Origin of the sequence: Corynebacterium sp. KPL2861 (assembly GCF_040225475.1) — a bacterium.
GTDB lineage: Bacteria > Actinomycetota > Actinomycetes > Mycobacteriales > Mycobacteriaceae > Corynebacterium.
Window position 1 is genome coordinate 48,847 of sequence record NZ_JBEHFW010000006.1, and the last position, 20,184, is coordinate 69,030.

Consider the following 20,184-nt stretch of genomic DNA (forward strand, 5'->3'; position numbering starts at 1 on the left):
AAAATAGGAACGAAAACAACAAAACCGCCGCCCACAGCCCCGCAGGCGGGGAGTGAGACGGCGGCTGGTGCCGAGGAGAATTTAGTTCTTCTTTTCTTCTTCTGCCTCATCGATGAGGTTGCGGGCGATGCGCTGCTGGGTAGTAATCTCCAGGTTGCCGCGGTTGCGGGAGAGGATATTAGCTGCCCAGTTGACCAATACGGCCAAGCGGCTGCGCAGGCCAACGACGTAGGTCAAGTGCAGGCCCAACCATGCCAACCAGCCTGGGAAGCCGGAGAATTCGGTCTTGCCCAGCTTCACAACGGCATTGAAGCGGGTCACGATGGCCATCGAGCCCTTGTCGAAGTACTCGAAAGGTTCCTTTTCATCGGCCGTGGACTCCTCGTCCACCTTAGTCTCGATGAGCTTGGCGACGTGCTCGCCACCCTGAATTGCCACCTGCGCCAAGCCCGGCAGGCGGTTCAGGGACATCATGTCACCGATGATGTAGACGTTGTTGAAGTCACCAACGGTCATGTCATCGTTCACGGAGACGCGGCCCGCACGGTCAGCCTCGACGCCGGCTTGGTCAGCGACCATCTTGCCCAGCGGGGAAGCGGAAACACCAGCGGACCAGATCTTGGTCGCGCCCTCGAGGGTGACCTCTTCATCGGTCTTCATGTTCTTGTAGGTTACGGAGTCTTCGTTGACATCGGTCACCATGGCGTTCAGGCGCACGTTGACGCCTTCCTTCTCCAGGGTGCGCTGGGCACGGCGGCCGAGGCGCTTGCCAAACGGCGGGAGTACCTGTGGCGCGCCGTCAAGCAGGTAAATCTTAGCGGCGGAGGTGCCGTAGGTGGAGTAGACATCGCTAAGCGTGCGGTTAGCCAACTCAGCGATCTGGCCGGTGAGCTCCACACCGGTCGGGCCGGCGCCAACGATGATGAAGGTGAGGAGGCGCTCGCGCTCAGCGGGGTCATCGGTAAGCTCAGCTTTTTCGAAGGCGGAAATGATGCGGGAACGCAGCTCCAAGGCATCATCCAAGGTCTTCATGCCAGGTGCAAACTCCGCAAAGTGGTCATTGCCAAAGTACGACTGGCTGGAGCCAGCGGCGACCACAAGGGAGTCATAGGAGTAGGTGCGCGAAAAGTCATCGAGCTCGGCGGTAACCGTCTGGTCTTCCAGGTTAATGTCGGTCACGTTGCCGTTGACAAAGTCCACATTATCCTGGTTGCGCAGCAGCTGGCGGGTCGAGGGCGCAACCTCACCTGCGGAAATCATGCCGGTTGCCACCTGGTAGAGCATCGGCTGGAACAGGTGGTGGTTCTTCTTATCGATGAGGGTGATCTCAACATCGGCGTTCTTTAACTTCTTCACAGTGTTAAGACCGCCGAATCCACCGCCAACCACGACAACGTGGTGACGGCTTCCGTTTGGACGATAAGGGGTATCAGTCATGGAATTAATGCGACCTTCCTCGAGAAAGCTTAATTTAAGTACCCGTATAGTGTAAACGCTCGTCACATAACGTGCATACTTGATGCCCATTTACATGCGTTTCGGGTTTCCTTTCCTGCGGAGCGTCTTGACCGAAACCGCTCAGAAACTGGCTAAAATAAGCCCACACCGTGACCCCTTGCACCCAGGAGCGCTCCCCAAACCATGAGTTTTTCCACCCCCGAGCATCTACGCTCCATCGACGCGGAGGCATGGCCCAATATCGCGACCGTGCCATCGCAGCGCTGGGCGACGCTAAAATCCCGCCGGGCCGAAGCAGAATTTGCCAAGGCCTGCGATAGCGCCGGCTTGGAGCTCGAACTCGATGCTGCTGGCGGCCCCGATTTGAAGGTGGGTCACGATGCGCTCTTTGAGCGGATCGCCGCTACCGGATGGTTAGGCTTTGCCGAAAGCTATATGGCAGGCGAGTGGACCGTCGAATCCTCCGCCCAATTGGTAAAAGTTTTGGGCAAGCTCCTGCAGGTGGGGTACCTTCCCAAACCGCAAGGGGTAAGCGTGCGTGATTCTGAGCCAGGGGAGCTGCCGCTCGACTTGGTGCGCCTCTATGCCGGCGATGGCCTCAGCCACGTTGGCGGGATTTTCTCCAGCGGCGTGCCGACGACGATCCGGGAAACGGTCGAGAGCTTTAGCCCGAAAGCCGGCGGCAGGGAGCCGAAGAGCCACTTTGTCGATGTCACCACGGTGAGCGAGCCCACCAATGTGGACCGGGATGACTTGGGAGAGGCGCAGCGCAGGGCGGCAGACTGGCTTCTCGATGCCACCCGCACCGGCGCCGGTACCCACCTTCTTGTCTATCCCGCGGCCGGGATGCAGGCCGCGATACGCGCTACCAAGCGCCGCGCCACAGTCGACGTCCTGACCAGCGATGTCGAACAAATCACCCAGATGCGCGAGGCGCTTGTCTTTGCCGGAACGGAAGATTCTATCCACGTAGAGCGGATTCCGGATTCCGTTCCGAGCCCGAAGCAGTGGCGCGGGCACTACGACGCGATTATCAGCGTGGAAAAATTCGAGCAATTAAGCCCGCGCGAACGCAAGGCGTATATCCGGGTCCTCGATCGCTTCCTTACCGCAAACGGGCGGGCGGCTTTTCAATCCATCGTGGCCACCGAATCCATGTCGGACGCGGCCCGAGCATCGTTGCAGGCCATGCGGGCCTATATCTGGCCCGGCCTCGACTACCCGCTGACTATGGATCTCCACCGGCTCGTGGATAAGAACTCTCACCTGCGCATCGTGTCCGAAACGCACGTGGGCAGCCACTATATTGAGTCTCTGCGCCAGCAGCGATCCTTTTTCGATGGGCACCTGCGCGAGGCCGCCGCCGCAGGCTTTGATCCGGTTTTCCGCAGGTTATGGACCTTCCAATTCGCACTTCGCGAGGCGCTCATGACGCTCGGGATGATCGATTCCGTGCAATTTGGCCTAACCCACCGCAATCGCGGCGGGCGCCGCTAGGCTCTTTAGTGCGGAAGCTCGTCGAATTCGTCTAGCAGGTCAACGCTCGGGACGAAAAAGTTCGTACCGGTCAGGGCCTTGGAAAAATCCAGGATCCGGTCATAATTGCCCTCAGGATCGCCGATGAACATATTGCGCAAACGCTCGTTGATATCTTCTGGGTCCTTCGCATATCCAATGAAGTACGTGCCCATCTCACCTGCAGCAAAGGAACCGAAGACCATGTTCTCGCGGTAAATATCTTCCTCGAGGTCATTGAGAGACACGTGGGAATTGGAGGGCTGCGCATCCTCATCGAGCTCCACGTCATCGGCCTTGGTGCGCCCGATAACGCGTTCCTGCTCTTCGGTGCTGATACCGCTCCACTTATCTAGGTCATGGGTGTACTTTTGCACGGTGACGTAGGAGCCGCGGGGATAATCGGCGTCATCGGCAAGCAGCACTGTTTCTAGAGCTTCCTCGGGGAGGGGATTGGCGGTGCCATCCACAAAGCCTAGGAGGTCGCGCTGGTCCAGGTACTTGAAGCCCTGGGTCTCATCGATGACGGTGGCGGCATCGCCCAGCTGGCGCAAGACCTGGCGCGCCATCTCGTGGCAAAGGTCATACGTGTTCGCGCGGAAATGCAGCAGGATATCACCGGGGGTGGAAGGCGCCTTGTAGGTACCCTCCAGCGGCTCGAACTCCTTGAGCTTGTCCGGGCGGGGAGCGCTGGTAAGGCGCGGCCACATGGACGCGCCGATGCCGACGACCGTATACAGCTCGCCCTCATTGTGGCGGAAATTGACGGACTTGAAGGTATCGCTAAAAGCGGAGAGCATGTCCCGAGTGGCTTGCTCGCCGCCTTCCGCAATGTCCAAGACTAGGAACAGGGCGGCGCGGGAAGGCTTAGTGACAACGCGTTGAATAGTCATGAGTTCCAGCATATGTGTTCGCTTTGGGCATTGCACGTTTGGTGTATGTGGCGCTGTGGTGTGATGTGGATGCTTTGGTGGGTGGGCTTTGATGCGTGATGTGCAGGGTTTGATGCGTTTTGACAAATAGTGGGCCGATTTAGGGCTTTTGGAGGGCACTATTTGTCAATTTGGAACATACTGCGCTGTGAATGGCTTGAACATTCTAAACTGACGGGCCTCGGTCCCGGTGGGAGGGACTTCCACGGATCTACAATGACATAATGTACATTATCGGACAATTATGGAGTTCTGCAGGTTAAGCTGCGGGCGGCTTGAGCGTGTATGAATTGCGTGCGATGCTGACTGCCGTGTTCGCGGTTCGGTCCGGAGCGTTGACCGCCCTGCTTGTTTTGGATGCGGCGTGCTAAGGTTTGAAGGTTCCGCGGATAAGTTGGCCCAGACTTTGCCGAGACGCCTTTGAATACCTGAAGCGAGCCAGCCTTTCGAATCCGCTTGGGCTTACCTAGGGTGCCTAGCGAACAGCCCCAACAGCCTAAACGCCCAATTGTGTGGACGGGCGCCGATAGCGGGACTTTCCCGCTGCTGCGTTAAGGCGCTTGCTATACCCCGGTATTTAGTCACAGTGACGTTAATTAAAGGGGGGAAGCCTTGGTTCTCTATTGGTTTTTATAGGCACTCCATAGCTGCCAGATGGTTAATACCGCCAGCAATGCTGCAATCGCTGTGACTAGCCACATTTGCTGGACCGCGACGAAAATCGAGAAAGCTATGACGACTATAAGGCGGAACCACAGGGCGGAAATTAAGCGGCGAGAATTCACGGTTTAATCCTTGTTCAAGGAGATGCGCAGGTTGATCTCGCCGTCCTCGGCGACCTTAGCCGCCAGCATGTCTGGGGTTTCCACGTTGTAGTCCAGGCGGTTAATCGGAACGTCGCCGCCAATGACGATATCGTCACCGTCACGCAGGACATCGAACTCCTGGGTGATTTCCTGCGTCTTGTCCTGGATCGTAAGGTCACCGGTGAGCTTGACGGAGCCGATGGTGCCGTCTTCGGGGACATCGGCAAGCGAGGCGGGCTTGGTAAGCGTGAAGGAAGATTCTGGGAAGTCTGAGGTCTTAAAGAGCTTGGACTTCATGTTTTGGTCGCGGACTTTCTTGTCCGTGGTAAGAGCATCCATATTCACCGTGATGGTGGCGGATTCCAGCGTGGAATCGGAAATCTTCGCCTGACCGGTGACCTCCGTGGTCGACCCGGAGGTGGACGTCCTCTCCGCGGGCAGAACCTCGTCGAAGGTAAAGCCCACCGAAGTGTGGTTATCGGCGCGACCCTTGGCCACTGACCAGGAACCGTCGAGCGGAGTCGAGGCTGCCTTGGCGCCATCGGCAGTCACGGGCTCCGTCTTGACGCCGCCGCTTTTGAAAAGCGAGTACACAATCGGGCCGATCGCTACGGCGGTAAGCACGAGGATTAAAACCACGAAAATGGTAACAACAAGTTTCCGGTTATAAAAAAGCTTTTTCATCTACTATCGAAGTCCTTCTAAACGCCGAGCCAGCGAAACAAGCTCCTCACACAGACTGGAAAGCTCTTCCGCGCTCGCGCCTTCTTCCGCGGCGGTATGAATGTCTTCTGCGGAACACCGCAATTCAAAAAGGCCGTCGCGCAAACCTTGCACTTTATCTGGGCTTAAGATTACTGCATCGGCAGGAATATCCGTGCCACTAACATTGTTTCTTTGTTCATAGGCACGCTGTTTGCACGAGGCGCTGCAAAACTTACGTGGTCGTCCCCTACCGCCTTGGTCAATATCCTTTCCACACCATTGGCAGGAACCGACATTGCTTTCACGACTAGCTGTACGGATCACTCGATACACTTTAGTCCATTAAACGGCGGGCTGGGAACAATACCGCGTGGGTGTTCGTTATAATAAATAGCTCTTAGGCGAAACTATCGCCGTCAATCAGGGATCTCTTTGAAAAGGATGATGTTGCATGGCAGATCGCGTACTCCGTGGCAGCCGTATGGGTGCAGTCAGCTACGAAACTGACCGCGACCACGACCTCGCACCGCGTCAGATGGTGAAATACCGCACGGACGATGGTGAGATTTATGAGGTGCCCTTTGCACATGAGGCAGAAATCCCTGAAGAATGGATGTGCAAGAATGGCAAACTGGGCCACCTCGTAGAGGGCGAAGGCGTGGAAGCTAAGCCCATCAAGCCACCGCGCACACACTGGGATATGCTGCGGGAGCGTCGCTCCATCGAGGAGCTCGATGAGCTTTTGGAAGAGCGCATTAACCACCTGCGCTCCCGCCGTCGGACCGCTGCGCGCCTCCTCAAGGAGCAGGAACAGCAGAAGAAGTCTTAAAGGCTCAAGCGGAATTAATTAAAGCCCGTACCCTGACCGCCACGGTGGCGTTGGGGTACGGGCTTTCTGCTGCTTAGATTACTTCTTCTTAGTCAGCTGGCCCACCTGGTGCTTGACCAAGTATCCCAGCTCATTGGCCAAGTTGGTGGCCCAGCCCACACCGTTGCGGGCCTTCTGGCCGGCATTGTGAACAGAGCCGTATTTGACCTCGTGGTCCGCCAGCTTGGACATCTCGCCGGCAAAATCCTTCACCTGCTCCGCGCGGTGGGCCACGCCCCACTTGGTTACCTCGAAGAGGGAATCCTTGACAAAGGAACCATCCAGCTTGGATTCGCCGTACTCGCGCTCGGTGAAGGTGATGGGCACCTCGCGGATATCGTATCCAGCCTTGACCGCGCGGAAGGCCAAGTCCACTTGGAAGATGTAGCCGGCCTTGGACAGCTCGTCAAAGTCGATGTCTTCCAACAGCTCGCGGCGGAAAGCGCGGTAGCCTGCGGTCATATCGGACAGGTCGGTGCCGAGCGCGAAGGAGATATAGAGGTTGCCCAAGCGGGACAGGTACTCGCGGGATGCCGGCCAGTTGACGGTCTCGCCGCCTGGCACATAGCGGGAGCCGATGACGAGGTCGGCGCCCTTGTCAATCTCCTCCAGCAGCAGGTGCAGCTGCTCTGGGGCGTGGGAGCCATCAGCATCCATCTCACAAAGGACCTGGTAGTCGCGCTCCAAGCCCCACTCGAAGCCGGCGATATAAGCGCCCAAGAGGCCGCCCTTGCCCTCGCGGTGCAGCACGTGAATGTGGTCATCTTCTGCAGCGAAAGCATCGGCCTTCTCGCCGGTGCCGTCAGGGGAATTATCATCCACAACGAGGATGTGAACCTCTGGCAGCGCCTCGCGGACGCGGCCGGTAATCAAGGGAAGGTTTTCAATCTCGTTATACGTTGGGATGATAACCAGCGTCGCAGAATCAAGAGTGCTCACAGTAATTAATGCTCCTACTTTTCTTTAGCGCCGACACCGCGAGGTGTACGACCCAATCGGTTGATACGCACGGCTATGAGTGCGCAGACGGTACCAATAATAACCATCAGCCACTGCATGAGCGAACCGTAGCGCACCGAAAATGTTTCACCGGTTTTCAGTGGCAGGCTTTCTACCAGTGCCGCGGGCTCAAAGAGCTCCGAGGATTGGCTCACGCTGCCGTCTGGGTGCACGAGTGCGGACACCCCAGAGGTGGCTGCGACCACGACGGCGCGGTCGGTTTCGAGCGCCCGCAGCCTGCTCATGGCCAGCTGCTGGTAGGTCATATCGGAAAAGCCGAACGTAGCGTTATTGGTAGGCGTCGTGAGAATCTGCGCGCCGTTGTTGACGGATTCGTGGAAGGCGTTATCGAAGGAGACCTCATAACAGGTCGCCACACCTACCGCGACGGAATTCATGGAGACCACACCGGGCCCGTCCCCTGCCTTGAAATCCCCGGCGAGGTCGACGTAGTCCGAGAAATGCGCGAAGAAGTCCCGCATGGACATGGTTTCACCGAACGGCTGTAGGTACTTCTTATAGTGATGGTCGCCTGCCCCGTGGCCGGGAGTAAAGACTTGCATGGTATTGCGCGCACCCACTTCATCGCGGGTGGCGGTGCCAACCAGCACTGGCGCGTCAATGGCATCGACGGCCCCGCTAATGGCTTGGGCCGCCTCGCCGTCACGGAAAGGGTCGATATCAGAAGAGTTTTCCGGCCAGATCACCAGATCTATATCGTCTTCGCGGCGGGCGAGCTTCTCCGTTTCCTGGACGTGGTTATTCAGCACCGCCCGCCGTTGCCCGGCGAAATCCAAACCACTGCGCGGCACGTTGCCTTGGATGGCGGCTACCTTGGTCTCGCCAACCTTGGTATCTGCGGGATCGATGCCGCGCCCAGCCGCGAGTCCTGCAACTAGCGGGAGGATGAGCGCGGCGCCAGCGGCTACCTTTAGCCGCCCGCCGCGCAGCAACAAGCCAGCCAGGCCGCAGGCGCACAATGCCGTTGCCACCGTGATCATCGAGGTCCCGCCCCACGGGGCGAGATTGGCTAAGGGCCCTTCAATTTGCCCCCACGCCAGCTTGACCCAAGGGAAACCGCCAAAGGGCACAGAGGAACGCAGGACCTCAACGGCGAGGTACACGAAGGGAAAGACCAGAAATCCATATCGCCATCGCGCCACTGCGGCCCCGAAGATACCCAAAAGGATGGCATAGACCGAAAGCCAGATAGCAAGCGCCGCATAGGGCACGGTCCCCACCAACTCGCCGATCCAGGGCAGGCTCAGCAGGTACAGAATCAGTCCGTGCGTCACCGCCAAAAGGGCGCCTAAGGATCCGCGCACCTGTCGCCCACGCCACGGCATCAGGCTCACATACAGCAGGGCGATGCCAATAATCGCGCCCCACCACCAGCCGCGCGGCTCAACGGCGGTAAAGGTCAGCGCACCAGAAATGCCCGCTATGACCAAGCGAGCGAAAAATACCGCCACTTATTTTCCACCCTGCGAACCATCATCGCCGCCACGGGGGCCGAAGTCATCAGGGTCTAGGTTCTCGGACCAGTTGCGCAGCTCTTCCTCATCAATTACCTCGTGGGAGTCGCTCCGACCAGATGACTGGCCAAAGGATTGCCCCGCTGCTTGCCCAAAGGAACCAAAGTTGCCATAGCTATCGTGCTGCTGCGCCATGGGCGATGCCTCGTAAATGCGTACCCCCAAATTCTCCACCTTGCGATAGATGGATACGGCCATAACCTTGCGAAACAACGACCGCGTTGGGGCAAAGATGAGCAGAATCCCCAGAAAACTGGTCAAGAACCCAGGCAGGGACAACAACATGCCACCGGCCAAAGTCAAGCCCACGTTGCCGGCGGTTTTTCCTACATTGTCATCGCGCACGTAGTAGGTCCCGTCACCGGCCTGCTCTACTTGTTTACCCATCAACCGGCGCACCTCAATGCCAGCGATGGACATGCCAAAGAACATGGTGATGAACAGGGCAATGAGCGCCCAAAAGACGCCAATCCACTCGGCGACGGCCCAGAACGCTAAGGTTTCCGCCAGCATATAGAGGACGAGATATAAAAACGGCATAACTTTCAGTTTAACGAGCAATGCTGGCGATATGCTGGCAACACTCAGGCTAGACTGGCAAGCTATGCATTACCCCGAATTTTTCCAGCACCCCGAGTCCGGCACTTGCCTGCGCTTACACGTTGTGGGCGGGTTTACCAGCCCCAATGATTGGATCCATTTGGGTTATTGCGCGGCGCATTGGACCGATGGCAGCGTTTATATTCGCCCCAATTCCGCCATCGAGTTGCGGGGCGTCACGGACAAGGCGCAGCTGGCGGCTGAGCTGGATAAATTGGAGTTGCAGAGCTTCCACATTCCTGTGCTGGCCTCTCCCCTTTCTGCCGCGGCGAAGCAGGCCGCGCGCGAGCTGGCCACGCACCTGAATACCGAACAGCCCGGCGTGGAGTCGCTCGCGATTACCGCTACCGACGATCTCCCGGCTTCTGCCACGCAGGTCAGCATGCGTCTGCTTGACGATGCCACCTTGAATATCACCCAGTCCCCCGCCGCCGACATCCCTACCGCAGGCCTCTCGCTTGCCGATGCCGCAGCCCACCTCCAACGCCTCGGTGCACAAAGCACCGAGACGAAGGGCGGTGTGACAAGTGACGCGGAGCTTAACGCAGAACCTGGGCCCATTGGCTGGTTGGACGAGCACCAGGCAGAAGGCGTGGTCGACCTTGGCGCGGGGGTCTACCAAGGCGCCATCCCGGCGCAGTTCGCGCAGCTTATCGGCCAGCTCGAGGTAAACATCACGGTCACCCCGTGGGGTGGCTTAGTCTTTCACGACATCGCAGAGGGCGATGCTGAGGTCGTCCTCCGCGTGCTCGCCCCGCGCGGTTTCATCTTCGACATCAACTCGCCCCTGTTGCGGGAGGATGAGGCCGACTAACGCGGCATGTGCCGCCAGATGGGTCGGGGCACCAACCGCATGACCCATGCCAAGGCTTGCAGCGCCCTTGGGATCCACAGGGTATGGCTGCGCGCCTGGCCGCGGCGGTCATCGTTATCTATGCAGGCGACGACGGCATCGGCGACATCGCCTGGCCGCACCGACAGCGGCGCTGGCTTCATTCCTTGGGTCATGGATCCGATGACGAACCCGGGGCGCGCGGTAATCAGGCCGAGCCCGCTGCCGTGCAGCCTGTCCGCAAGGCCCTGGCAGAAAGCATCCAGCCCGGCCTTGGTGGAACCGTAGACATAATTGGCGCGCCGTGCTCGCCACCCAGCGATGGAAGAAAAGGCCACGATGTGGCCGCGCGGCATCGACTGCGCCGCCACCGTCAGCACGGAGACTTGGGCCGTGTAGTCGATGGTGGCGATCTGTGCTGCGTGGGCAGGATCGGTGTCCGCCCTATCTTGATCCCCCAGGATGCCAAAGGCGACCACGGTAAGCTCAATGGCGCCGACGCGTTCCTTGGCCTCGGCAAAGATTTGGCGGTGCTGGGAAAAGTCCGCTGCGTCAAAGGACAGCTGGTGGACGCTGCGCGCACCAGCGGCCTTTAGCTGGGAGGTAATCTCCTCAAGCCCCTGCGTCCCGCGCGCTGCGAGGACGATGTCGTTGCCGCGGGCCACGCGCTGGGCGATTTCGCCGCCGATATCGCTGCGCCCGCCTAGGATCAGTACGCCAGCCACTTAGCGCACTTCGCGTTCAACGACGTTGAGGGACTCGTAGCCATCCTTGGTAAGTACCACGATGTCCTCGAGGCGCATGCCCCACTGGCCCTCCAGGTAAATGCCCGGCTCGATTGAAAAGGCCATGCCCTCTTCCAGCGGCAGGTCATTGCCCTCCATGATGAAGGGCTCCTCGTGGGTCGAGAGACCAATACCGTGGCCGGTGCGGTGGACGAATTTATCGCCCCAGCCGGCATCGGCAATAGCCTTCCTAGCAACCCCGTCGATTTCTTCAGCCGTGCTACCGGGCTTGGCGGCGGCGCGGGCGGCCGCTTGGGCATCGTAAAGCACGGCATAGGCGTCCTGGAAGTCCTGCGGCGCCTGGCTGAGATCGCCGCCTACGACGTAGGTGCGGGTGCAATCGGAGTGGTAGCCGGAGGGCAGGGTGCCGCCGAGATCCACGACGACGGGCTCGCCCGCAGCCAGCTTCCGGTCGGAGAAGCTGTGGTGCGGATTGGCGCCATTCGGGCCGGACCCCACGATGACGAAGTCAATGATGGAATGCTCTTCGAGGATGAGCTTTTCCAGTTCATGGGCCACCTCGGCCTCGGTGCGGCCGGGCTGCAGAAGCTCGGGGACCTTGGCGTGCACGGCGTCGATGGCTTGGCCGGCTTTGCGCAGCTCCGCGATTTCTGCTTGGTCCTTGCGGGTAAACAGCTCTGCCAGCGCGTAGGTGGCAAGAACGTAGTCCGCATCAGATACGAGCCCCTGGAACTGCAGGATATGATCCGCCGTTAGGGATTGGCCCAGCGCGACCTTCTTAATTGACGCAGCGCCCTTGAGGGCGAGCTCGTAGGGATTATCGCCGTCATTCCACCCGCGCAGCTCCACATCGAGCTTGCCGACGGGCGCCGATTTAATATCCGTAATATCCGTATTCGGCGAGACGATCCACGGCGTGCCGCTCTGGGGAACGGCCAGCACCGTCAGGCGTTCGTGGGACGATACCCACGAACCGGTCAGGTAGGCGAAATCGGGGCCGGTGCCAATCAGCAAAAGGTCAATGCCCTGCTGGGCGGCCGCTTCCTGCGCGGCCGCGAGCCGGCGCGAATACACTTCGGGAGAAAAAGCCTGAGTAGTCATGCCCCACAGTCTACTAGCCGGTAGGACGGGCTAGCTTAAGCCCCGATCGCGACGACCCCGCGCTGGATGGCATCGATTGCGCGGCGCGCGTTGCGCTGGATCTGGCCATCGTAGCCAGTCTTGGCGATTTGCTGCAGTAGGTCCACGACCTGGCGGCACCACCGCACGAAGTCACCGGGGGTAAGCTCCGCTCCCGCTTCATTGGCCGCCGCCATGCAATAGCCCAAGGGCGCACCCGCCGACCACTGGTGAATGGCCAGCGCAAAACCGGCTTCTGGCTCGCGCGTTGGCGGCAGGCGGTGGCGCCGTTCATCCGCGCTGAGCTCGGTATAGATGCGCCAGGTCGCATTCATGGCATCGGCCATGCGGTCCGTTGCCGCCTCCGGCTGGCCCCCAGTGGCCTTCCTGTTTTCAAAGCAGCACAGGGAAGCAACGCCGGCCAATTCCGCCGGATCCAGCTCATCCCAAATGCCGCGCTTCAGGCATTGGGCAACGAGCAGATCGGATTCGCTATGAATCTTGGCCAGGCGCTCACCTTCCTCAGTAATCACCGGCGTGCGATCGCTGCCCGCGCCAGAGAATTCGACATAGTCCATCTCCGCGAGCAGATCCACGATGCGTTCAAAGGTGCGACCCAATGTATCGGTCGCCTTATTCACCTTGGCCTGCAGCTTTTCGAGGTCGCGCTCGCGGCGCGCCAACTTCTGTGCCACGCCGGCCAGTTGCTCCCTATCGGTGGCGGGCCACTCGTGTGCAGGGTGCTCGCGAATGGCATCGCGCAACTCGCCTACCCTCTTATTTGGCCGCAGGCGTGGTTTCGACTTCATCCGCTTCGGACGATCAAACTTTTCGCGGCGGAAGACATCCTGGATGTACTTGGTATTGCGCCGCGGATTCTTCCGCACCGGCTTCGGGATCTTAATACGGCCCAGCTGAATCGGTGGATTGCTAATCCCGGTGGCATCGATGCGCCCAGACCACCCAGATTCCGTGGTCACCCACGGACGTGGATCCTCAGTCTGGTTGGCCGGGTTGACCACCGCGGCAAGGGTGGGCCGTTTCTTTCCGGCAATCGCGATGACGTCGCCCAATTGCAGGCGGGCTAGCACCGCGACTACTTCCTGGGTGCGTTGGTGTTCCTTATCAACCTTGGATTGTTTTTCTTCTGCCGTTAGCTCGCGGCGCAACCGGATATAATCCATGAGCACCTCAGCGGGATCTTCGCCGTCCTTAGCTGGTGGTGCGAGGGCATCGACGGCATCGTCAAGCTGCTCCCGCAACTCGCGCACGCGATGCTCCGCGCGTTCTAATTCGCGGGTTTCTTCCACCACGGAGCCATCGGCTTGGAATTGTGCGAAGGACTTTTCCAGCAGCCGCAGCGAGTCTTCAAAACCGAGCATGCCCAGCAGGTTAATGGCCATGTTATAGCCCGGTGCAAACGTAGAAATGAGTGGATACGTGCGCGTCGAAGCCAAACCGGCGACAAAACGCGGATCCATAGCCGGTGCCCACTGCACGACCGCGTTGCCCAGGGTATCGATTCCGCGCCGGCCAGCGCGCCCAGTCAGCTGCGTGTATTGGCCTGGCGTGAGGTCCACGTGTGCTTCGCCATTGAACTTAATGAGCTTTTCGAGCACCACCGTGCGGGCGGGCATATTAATGCCCAAGGCAAGGGTCTCTGTTGCGAATACGGCGCGCACCAAGCCGCGAACAAAGAGTTCTTCGACGATGTGGCGAAATGCCGGCAGCATCCCTGCGTGGTGGGCAGCAAAACCACGCGAGAGCGCTTCGCGCCACCGCCGAAAGTCTAGGACCTGGAGGTCTTCTTCTGGGATGCCCTCGACGCCGGCATCGACGATGGCCTTGATTTCTTCTGCTTCTTCTTGCGTCGTCAGCACCATCCTGCTGCGCAGGCACTGATAGAGCGCGCCATCACAACCGGCACGGGAAAAGATGAAGGTAATCGCGGGCAGCATATCTTGCGATTGCAGCACCTTCAGCACCTCAGGGCGCCCTAAGGGGCGGTAGCGATCTTGCGGCCGGGAGGAACCGGAACGCCCGCCCGCTTTACCATGAAATTCGCTGCGCCCGCCGCCCTTGTGGCGCGCCCTCGCACGAAAACCCTTGCCGGATTTATAGTCCGCGCGCCCATCATCGCTATCGCCTGCCTCCAAGCGCTGAATGCGGCGCTCTAATTCGGAATTGACCTGGCCGCCGGATTCCGGCTCGAAGAGCGGGTAAATCTTGCGGCCCAACATCATCCATTGATCAAGTGGGACCGGACGGTGTTCGGTCACAATGACAGAGGTATCTCCGCGGACCGTGGCGAGCCATTCACCGAATTCCTCGGAATTGGACACGGTGGCAGATAGCCCAATGATGGATACGTGGTCCGCCAAGTTCAAAATGACTTCCTCCCAGACCGCACCGCGGGAGGCATCTGCAAGGAAGTGGATTTCATCCATGACCACGTGGGTAAGCCTATCCAGCACGGGCGAAACCGCGTAGATCATATTGCGCAGCACCTCAGTGGTCATCACCACGATTTCGGCGTCCGAGTTGATAGAGACATCGCCAGTAAGCAGACCAACGGCATCCTCGCCGTGCTCAGCGACGAGGTCGTGGTACTTCTGGTTGCTCAGCGCCTTAATCGGGGTGGTATAAAAGCACTTCGTGCCGCGGCTTAAGGCCAAAGAAACGGCAAACTCGCCAACGACGGTTTTACCTGCGCCAGTAGGGGCGCAAACGAGCACACCTTGGCCACTTTCTACCGCCTCACACCCCTGCACCTGGAACTCATCCAAGGGGTATGGGAGGCCGGCAGCGAAGGTATCCAGGTGAGTTTCAGTCATATCTCACAAGGCTACCCGTGCTTAAAGCACATCGTCGAAAAAGCCGCCTTCATCGGTAGGCCGTGGCGGCCCCTTGCGATCCCCAGTCTGATGCGAAGTGCTATCCGATGCCCGCTTTTCCGCGCGGACAGTCTGCGATGACGCGCTAGGTGCCGTGGGCTTTGGGGAGGCATACACGCCCGATGGAGCATCGACAGGCGCGGGTCCACCCACGCCCGTGGGGCCCTCATCAAGCGCGGACGCGGATTCATCATCAAGATCCATCCACTCAGGGCGCTGCCGGTTCTGGCGTTTATCGTGAATGCGGCAGAACTGGAAGGCAATCTCAATAAGCAGCAAGAGGCTGGCGGACAATACCACCATCGTGAAAGGATCTTGGCCTGGAGTCACGAAGGCGGCAAAAATCATCACCACGACGATGACGATGCGGCGCTTGTCCTTGACGTGGTTATATTCCAAGACGCCGATGAGATTGAGCGAAACGATTAACAGAGGAATCTCGAAGCTGATGCCGAAGATGAGCAAGAGCGCCAAGAGGAAGTAGAAGTATCGCTCGCCAGTTAATGCTGCGGTTTGATACTCAGCGCCAATGCCGACGAGGAATTCCAAGCCCACGGACAAGATGAAGTAGGCCAAGACGGCGCCCGCCAGGAAGAGTGAGACGGCCACAACGACGAAGCTCAAGGTATAGCGGCGCTCGTTCTTATGCAGGCCTGGGACGATGAATGCCCACACTTGGTAGAGCCAGACTGGGGACGAAATCACCGTACCGGCCAAAGCACCGACCTTCAGGCGCAAAATGAGCATCTCGAAGGGGCTGGTGGCAAGCAAGCGGCATTCGCCATCGTTGTTGAAGTTGGCTCGCTTATCTTCCGGCAATGAGCAATAAGGCTCGCGCAGAATTTCTCCCAGCGGCGGAATCCGGAAGGGCGCCTGCTGGTACCAAATGAAACCGATGATCGCACCGATAACCAAGGCCAACAAGGAAATAATGATCCTTCGCCGCAGCTCTTGCAGGTGCTGCACTAAGGTCATCTCGCCCGTTGGATTCTTGGGCTTGCGTGAAAAACCTCGCCGCTTGCGGCGCACGCGGGATCCTTGTTCACCGACAGGGTGGGACTGTGAGGACATCAATTTGGCTCTTTCAACGCACAAGAGCGAACACTACCCTGCTCACTCGGTATCTGGATGCCGCGCGCCGGCACGGCTGGCGAGTACATAAGCAAAGCGTGTTCGCGTTTCTAGCAGGCAGAAGGCGTTAATTCTGAGAAGAAGTGTTTCCCTGCTGGTGGCCAGGTTGCATATCTGGGCGGTTCCAGAACTCCTCATCGGACTGCTGGCGCTTCTGGCTCAATTGAGCTTGAGCCTCAGAGCGCTTGGTGTCCTCCGATTGCATTTCATTGACCTCAGATTTGAAAATGCGCATCGAGCGGCCCATGGAACGAGCAAGATCGGGCAGTTTCTTCGCGCCAAATAGCAAGATGATGACGAGAACAATCAGGCCGATTTCCAATGGTCCTAAGGTCATAAGATCCTCTTTCGGTTCTTCTTTGCCTGCGCCAGATGGCCGCCGCGCTCTCTCCCTTCGCGGGGAGAATTCGCGAGGCAATTTTAAGACGCATGTGCGTGCAGTAACTGAATTTTAAGTATAGCCCTTCAACGCGGCATTTCCGCGTTCCGCAATGAGATTCACAATAGATTGAGGGGCTATAACGCGTAACCTATCGGCCTGCCCGAGGGCGAAACGAACCAGCCAATCCACCGATCCTACCTGCATCGTTGCAGCTACAGTGCCGTTTTTTAGGCGTTTGCTTAGTTGCATATCGTAGTATTCTGCAAGCCAAGTGAATTCTTCATGAATGATTAATTCCACGGAATCCGCCGTACCTAAATTAAAGGGTGCTGCAGCGTCGAAATCCAGCTCCTTGAGGCGCGGATGAGCAGTTTCCTCGGTCAACTCGGCATGCTTGATGCGGTCGATGCGGAAGGTCCTATGCCCCTGCTTATCTTCTTCCCATGCCGCGAGATAAGGCTCGGCATCCACGATGAAGATCCGGGCCGGATCAACTAGGCGCTCGGTTTCCTTATTAGATGAAGCACTCCAATAGCGCATCCGGATGCGCCGTTTTTCATTGAGCCCGCGGTTTAAGGTTGCCTGGATATCGGATTCTTGCGGGTCCACCGTCGATAACGTGTCATAGATACTCAGCGTGCGCTCATCCATAATGGAGCGCAATTTCTCCGCGGCCGACTTAATCGCCCTGGCATCCAGCAGCCCGGGCATGGCCTCGAGGGATTCTAGGGTAAGCAAGAGGGCGCCTGCCTCGGTTGGGGTAAGCCGCAATGCTTGTCCCAGACCTTGGTCATTGTAGATGGTGACACCATCGCGGTAGCTGAAAGAGAGATCGATGAGCTCTTCGGTATTGCGGCCAGTCCCAGAGCAAAATAGCCGGTCCACGGCATCTTTTAGCTCTCCTGGGTCCATCCCCAAATCCGCGGCCGCCTCCATCGGGGTTTTATCCGGATGGTTTTGAAAATACGGGATGAGGTTGAGCGACCGGACGAGCGCTTGCAGTTTATGAGATCCATCGGCCATTGGTTTACTCAGCTCCATTGTGGTTGGCGGCTGCGCGCAATAGATTAATGATGTCAGTGCGCACCTCGGGGGGATCGAGCACTTTTACTTCTGGGGCATAGCCCGCTGCGCTGCGCACCAACCAATCCTTCTGGACCCCGGTAAGCACTACGGTGCCATCGGCGGTGCGCGTGCCCACGCTTTCTAGCTCTTGGGCTTGACCCTCTGGAATATACAGGGTCGCATCCACCTTTTCGCCGCGTTGTAGCGCCTCTTTGACGAGCTTGTCGATGTCCACCGTCGGCTCAGAATGCTCAGCCGGCTGGTGCGACCTTTTGATATCGGAAAGCCGCAGGGCGCGGAAGACGCGCGGGGCGGCGCGGTCAACATCGAAGCCAACGATATAGATGCGGCTCTGGTGATTGACTACTCCCCAGGGATCCATGGTGCGGCGCACGGTCTCCGCCGCTGGGTGGGGGCGGTAGGCAAAGGTGATCCGGATTTTATTCCGTACGGCGGCCAAGACGAAGGTGATCACCTCGGGGGCAAGGCGGGTGATGTCATTGACCGCGGTATAAATGGGCGCGCCCTCCAAGTTCCGGGAGGCACCCGAGGCGGCGATCTTGGTCCACCCAGACAAAGAGAAATCACTCAATCCACCAGGGGTTCCCACTCCCCCTGCGATACCAAGCACCATCGCTTCTTCCGGCGAGAATTCCACCGGCGGGAGCTGGTAATTGCTTTGGTCGAGGCGGTACGAGGCGCCGTCTTCCCCACCGGTGTGCACGATTGGAACTCCGGCGCGTTGCAAGGTGGCGATATCGCGCGCCAGGGCCTTGGTAAAAGCCTCGTCGGATTTATCGCTATAGCCTGCGACGTGGCTCCGAATCCAGGCCGCGGAGCGGTCCGGTGAACCACCCGAATTCGCCGCTCCTTGCAGCGCAAAGGATAGGTTGGTGAGCCTTTCTACAGCCGCATCCTGCCGGCTCGGCGTGGATCGTGATGCCACCACGTTGTCTACTCTCCCCTGTGCTCAATGTGCACGCCTTAGGCGTGATTATCGTGCATATAGTCTAGCAATGCCGCAACGCGCGGATCTGTGGACGCGAAAGGATCCAGCAGCTCCTCCGTGCGAGGTTCTGGGCGGTTGACCTTCAGCCGCGTCCAATCCACGGTCACGTGCGCACCGCAGTCTTCGGCGGCAGCCAAGAACGCGCCGCGCAAGGCCGCACGCGTGGTCGGCGGCGCGGTCGATACCGCACGTTCGATGTCTTCATCTTCAATCCAGCGCTCGATCATCCCGCGGCGCAGCAGCACGTCATACAAACCTCGCCCTGGCCGGATATCGTGATAGGTCATATCAACCTGAGTAAGTTTCGGATGCGCCCAGTCACCGCCCAAGCGCGAGCGGTAGCGCTCGAGCAGCTCGAGCTTAATGACCCAATCAATCTCGCGGTTTACGCCGGAGAAATCTCCGGTCTCGATGGCGCGCAGGATGCGCTCCCACAGGTCAACCACACGCTCCAATTCCGCCGTGGGTGTGCCGGCATCCTCGCGGTGAGCGAGCCAATCGCGCGCCCGCGCACAGAGCTGCTGCTGGACTTCTAGGGCGGTAATGGTTCCCCCGCTAACAAGCGGCAGCGGTGTCGATCCTGTCACATCTCGCGCGATGGTGCGAATGTGGTGGATTGGATCTGCGATCTCGAGTTCGGGCAGCTCGAAGCCTGCCTCCAGCATCTCTAACATGAGCAGGGTGGAGCCGACCTTCAATGCGATGGTGGGCTCTGCCATATTGGAATCGCCCACGATGATGTGCATGCGGCGGAAGCGCTTGGAATCCCCATGCGGCTCATCGCGGGTATTGATGATGGGCCGGGAGCGGGTGGTCGCGGACGATACGCCCTCCCATACCTGATCGGCGCGCTGGGATAAGAGGAATTGCGCGGGGTGGTCGCCCTTGGCAGGCTGCACCATTCCCGCCCCGCAGATAAGTTGGCGGGTAATCAAGAACGGCAAGAGCGCTACGCCCAGGTCTTTGAGCACCATGTGCCGGCTAATAAGGTAATTCTCATGGCAACCAAAGGAGTGCCCGGCGGAATCCACGTTGTTCTTAAAAAGGTAGACCGCGCGCTCGTTTCCTTCTTCGGCCAAAGCGTCTTCCGCCTGCAGGGCCAGGCGGTTCATCACGCGGTCACCGGCGCATTCATGGGCGATGAGCTGGCTGAGGCTATCGCACTCGGCGGTGGCTACCTCAGGGTGCGAGCCGACGTCGAGGTACAGGCGGCTGGCATTGGTGGCAAAGATATTGGACGAGGCGTATTTTTCCACGATCGGCCGGAAGAGCACGCGCGCAACCTCATCGGGGCTTAATGCCCGCTGGCTCTTCGGCGTCGCCGTGGACAGGCCGTACTCGGTTTCGATGCCCATGATCCGCCGAGCAAAAACGGGACGGGTGGATTCCACGCCTACTGTCCGCCCTTTTGGACGTACGAGCGGACGAATTCTTCCGCGTTATTTTCTAGCAGGCCATCGATCTCATCCAAGAGATCATCGGTGCCGGAGGTGTTGATATTGAGCTGGGTAGCGGTAAATTCTTCCTCTGACTCGGGGCCATTTCCCCCATTATTGCTACTGACCTGGCGATTCGAAGTGGACACGGT

General features: G+C 59.0%; 20 protein-coding genes. 3 read left to right on the forward strand and 17 right to left on the reverse strand.

Going from position 1 to position 20,184, the window contains the following annotated elements:
• Window positions 1-81: 81 nt before the first annotated feature.
• Window positions 82-1,437, reverse strand: coding sequence for an NAD(P)/FAD-dependent oxidoreductase (locus tag ABRP84_RS06150; protein ID WP_239268085.1), 1,356 nt, complete (start codon window positions 1,435-1,437; stop codon window positions 82-84).
• A gap of 204 nt (window positions 1,438-1,641) precedes the next feature.
• Here ABRP84_RS06150 and ABRP84_RS06155 point away from each other — a divergent pair, with 204 nt between their 5' ends.
• Entirely contained in the window at window positions 1,642-2,955 is a 1,314-nt protein-coding gene (locus ABRP84_RS06155) for a class I SAM-dependent methyltransferase (RefSeq protein WP_349853041.1), read from the forward strand.
• A 5-nt stretch (window positions 2,956-2,960) separates the two neighbouring features.
• On the opposite strand, the gene ABRP84_RS06160 is transcribed toward ABRP84_RS06155, so the two are convergent.
• The 4 genes from ABRP84_RS06160 to ABRP84_RS06175 form a co-directional block, all read right to left on the reverse strand.
• Entirely contained in the window at window positions 2,961-3,866 is a 906-nt protein-coding gene (locus ABRP84_RS06160; RefSeq protein WP_349853042.1) for a Dyp-type peroxidase, read from the reverse strand.
• A 659-nt stretch (window positions 3,867-4,525) separates the two neighbouring features.
• The gene (locus ABRP84_RS06165) at window positions 4,526-4,690 is read right to left on the reverse strand and encodes a hypothetical protein (protein ID WP_284853931.1); all 165 of its coding nucleotides are present in this window, start codon (window positions 4,688-4,690) and stop codon (window positions 4,526-4,528) included.
• Window positions 4,691-4,693: 3 nt separating this feature from the next.
• A complete protein-coding gene (locus ABRP84_RS06170; RefSeq protein WP_349853043.1) occupies window positions 4,694-5,395 on the reverse strand; it encodes a YceI family protein in 702 nt (233 codons plus the stop codon).
• Between the two features lie 3 nt (window positions 5,396-5,398).
• Window positions 5,399-5,740 carry a hypothetical protein gene (locus tag ABRP84_RS06175; protein ID WP_284853929.1) on the reverse strand — a complete coding sequence of 114 codons (342 nt, stop codon included), beginning with the start codon at window positions 5,738-5,740 and terminating at the stop codon, window positions 5,399-5,401.
• A 127-nt stretch (window positions 5,741-5,867) separates the two neighbouring features.
• On the opposite strand from ABRP84_RS06175, the gene ABRP84_RS06180 reads away from it, so the two are divergent.
• The gene (locus tag ABRP84_RS06180; protein ID WP_005279221.1) at window positions 5,868-6,245 is read left to right on the forward strand and encodes an RNA polymerase-binding protein RbpA; all 378 of its coding nucleotides are present in this window, start codon (window positions 5,868-5,870) and stop codon (window positions 6,243-6,245) included.
• Between the two features lie 78 nt (window positions 6,246-6,323).
• Here the strand turns inward: ABRP84_RS06180 and ABRP84_RS06185 are convergent, their stop codons facing one another.
• From ABRP84_RS06185 to ABRP84_RS06195, 3 genes are read right to left on the reverse strand one after another with little or no spacing between them, the layout of a single operon-like run.
• Window positions 6,324-7,223 carry a polyprenol monophosphomannose synthase gene (locus ABRP84_RS06185; RefSeq protein WP_284771869.1) on the reverse strand — a complete coding sequence of 300 codons (900 nt, stop codon included), beginning with the start codon at window positions 7,221-7,223 and terminating at the stop codon, window positions 6,324-6,326.
• Window positions 7,224-7,237: 14 nt separating this feature from the next.
• Window positions 7,238-8,755, reverse strand: a complete 1,518-nt coding sequence (lnt, locus tag ABRP84_RS06190; protein ID WP_349853044.1) for an apolipoprotein N-acyltransferase — start codon at window positions 8,753-8,755, stop codon at window positions 7,238-7,240.
• Entirely contained in the window at window positions 8,756-9,358 is a 603-nt protein-coding gene (locus ABRP84_RS06195) for an FxsA family protein (protein WP_349853045.1), read from the reverse strand. It abuts the gene before it with no gap.
• A 64-nt stretch (window positions 9,359-9,422) separates the two neighbouring features.
• On the opposite strand from ABRP84_RS06195, the gene ABRP84_RS06200 reads away from it, so the two are divergent.
• Window positions 9,423-10,232 carry a precorrin-3B synthase gene (locus ABRP84_RS06200; protein WP_349853046.1) on the forward strand — a complete coding sequence of 270 codons (810 nt, stop codon included), beginning with the start codon at window positions 9,423-9,425 and terminating at the stop codon, window positions 10,230-10,232.
• Here the strand turns inward: ABRP84_RS06200 and ABRP84_RS06205 are convergent.
• From ABRP84_RS06205 to ABRP84_RS06245, 9 genes are all read right to left on the reverse strand, one after another.
• A complete protein-coding gene (locus tag ABRP84_RS06205) occupies window positions 10,229-10,975 on the reverse strand; it encodes an SDR family oxidoreductase (RefSeq protein WP_349853047.1) in 747 nt (248 codons plus the stop codon). The genes ABRP84_RS06200 and ABRP84_RS06205 overlap by 4 nt on opposite strands.
• On the reverse strand, window positions 10,976-12,097 hold the full coding sequence (locus tag ABRP84_RS06210; protein WP_284869690.1) for a M24 family metallopeptidase: 1,122 nt from the start codon (window positions 12,095-12,097) through the stop codon (window positions 10,976-10,978).
• 35 nt (window positions 12,098-12,132) lie between these two features.
• Window positions 12,133-14,949: a DEAD/DEAH box helicase gene (locus ABRP84_RS06215; protein ID WP_349853048.1), complete on the reverse strand. Its 2,817-nt coding sequence runs from the start codon at window positions 14,947-14,949 to the stop codon at window positions 12,133-12,135.
• A gap of 21 nt (window positions 14,950-14,970) precedes the next feature.
• Window positions 14,971-16,080, reverse strand: a complete 1,110-nt coding sequence (tatC, locus tag ABRP84_RS06220; protein WP_349853049.1) for a twin-arginine translocase subunit TatC — start codon at window positions 16,078-16,080, stop codon at window positions 14,971-14,973.
• Between the two features lie 127 nt (window positions 16,081-16,207).
• Window positions 16,208-16,477, reverse strand: coding sequence for a Sec-independent protein translocase subunit TatA (gene tatA / locus ABRP84_RS06225; RefSeq protein WP_023022332.1), 270 nt, complete (start codon window positions 16,475-16,477; stop codon window positions 16,208-16,210).
• Window positions 16,478-16,591: 114 nt separating this feature from the next.
• Window positions 16,592-17,545 (reverse strand): helix-turn-helix transcriptional regulator, encoded by a 954-nt coding sequence (locus ABRP84_RS06230; protein WP_239268111.1) that lies wholly within the window; start codon window positions 17,543-17,545, stop codon window positions 16,592-16,594.
• A 4-nt stretch (window positions 17,546-17,549) separates the two neighbouring features.
• Entirely contained in the window at window positions 17,550-18,536 is a 987-nt protein-coding gene (locus ABRP84_RS06235; protein ID WP_349853050.1) for a helix-turn-helix transcriptional regulator, read from the reverse strand.
• Between the two features lie 35 nt (window positions 18,537-18,571).
• Window positions 18,572-19,951, reverse strand: coding sequence for a Pup--protein ligase (gene pafA, locus ABRP84_RS06240; protein ID WP_349853100.1), 1,380 nt, complete (start codon window positions 19,949-19,951; stop codon window positions 18,572-18,574).
• A gap of 38 nt (window positions 19,952-19,989) precedes the next feature.
• Window positions 19,990-20,181 (reverse strand): ubiquitin-like protein Pup, encoded by a 192-nt coding sequence (locus ABRP84_RS06245; protein ID WP_005279201.1) that lies wholly within the window; start codon window positions 20,179-20,181, stop codon window positions 19,990-19,992.
• Window positions 20,182-20,184 lie beyond the last annotated feature (3 nt).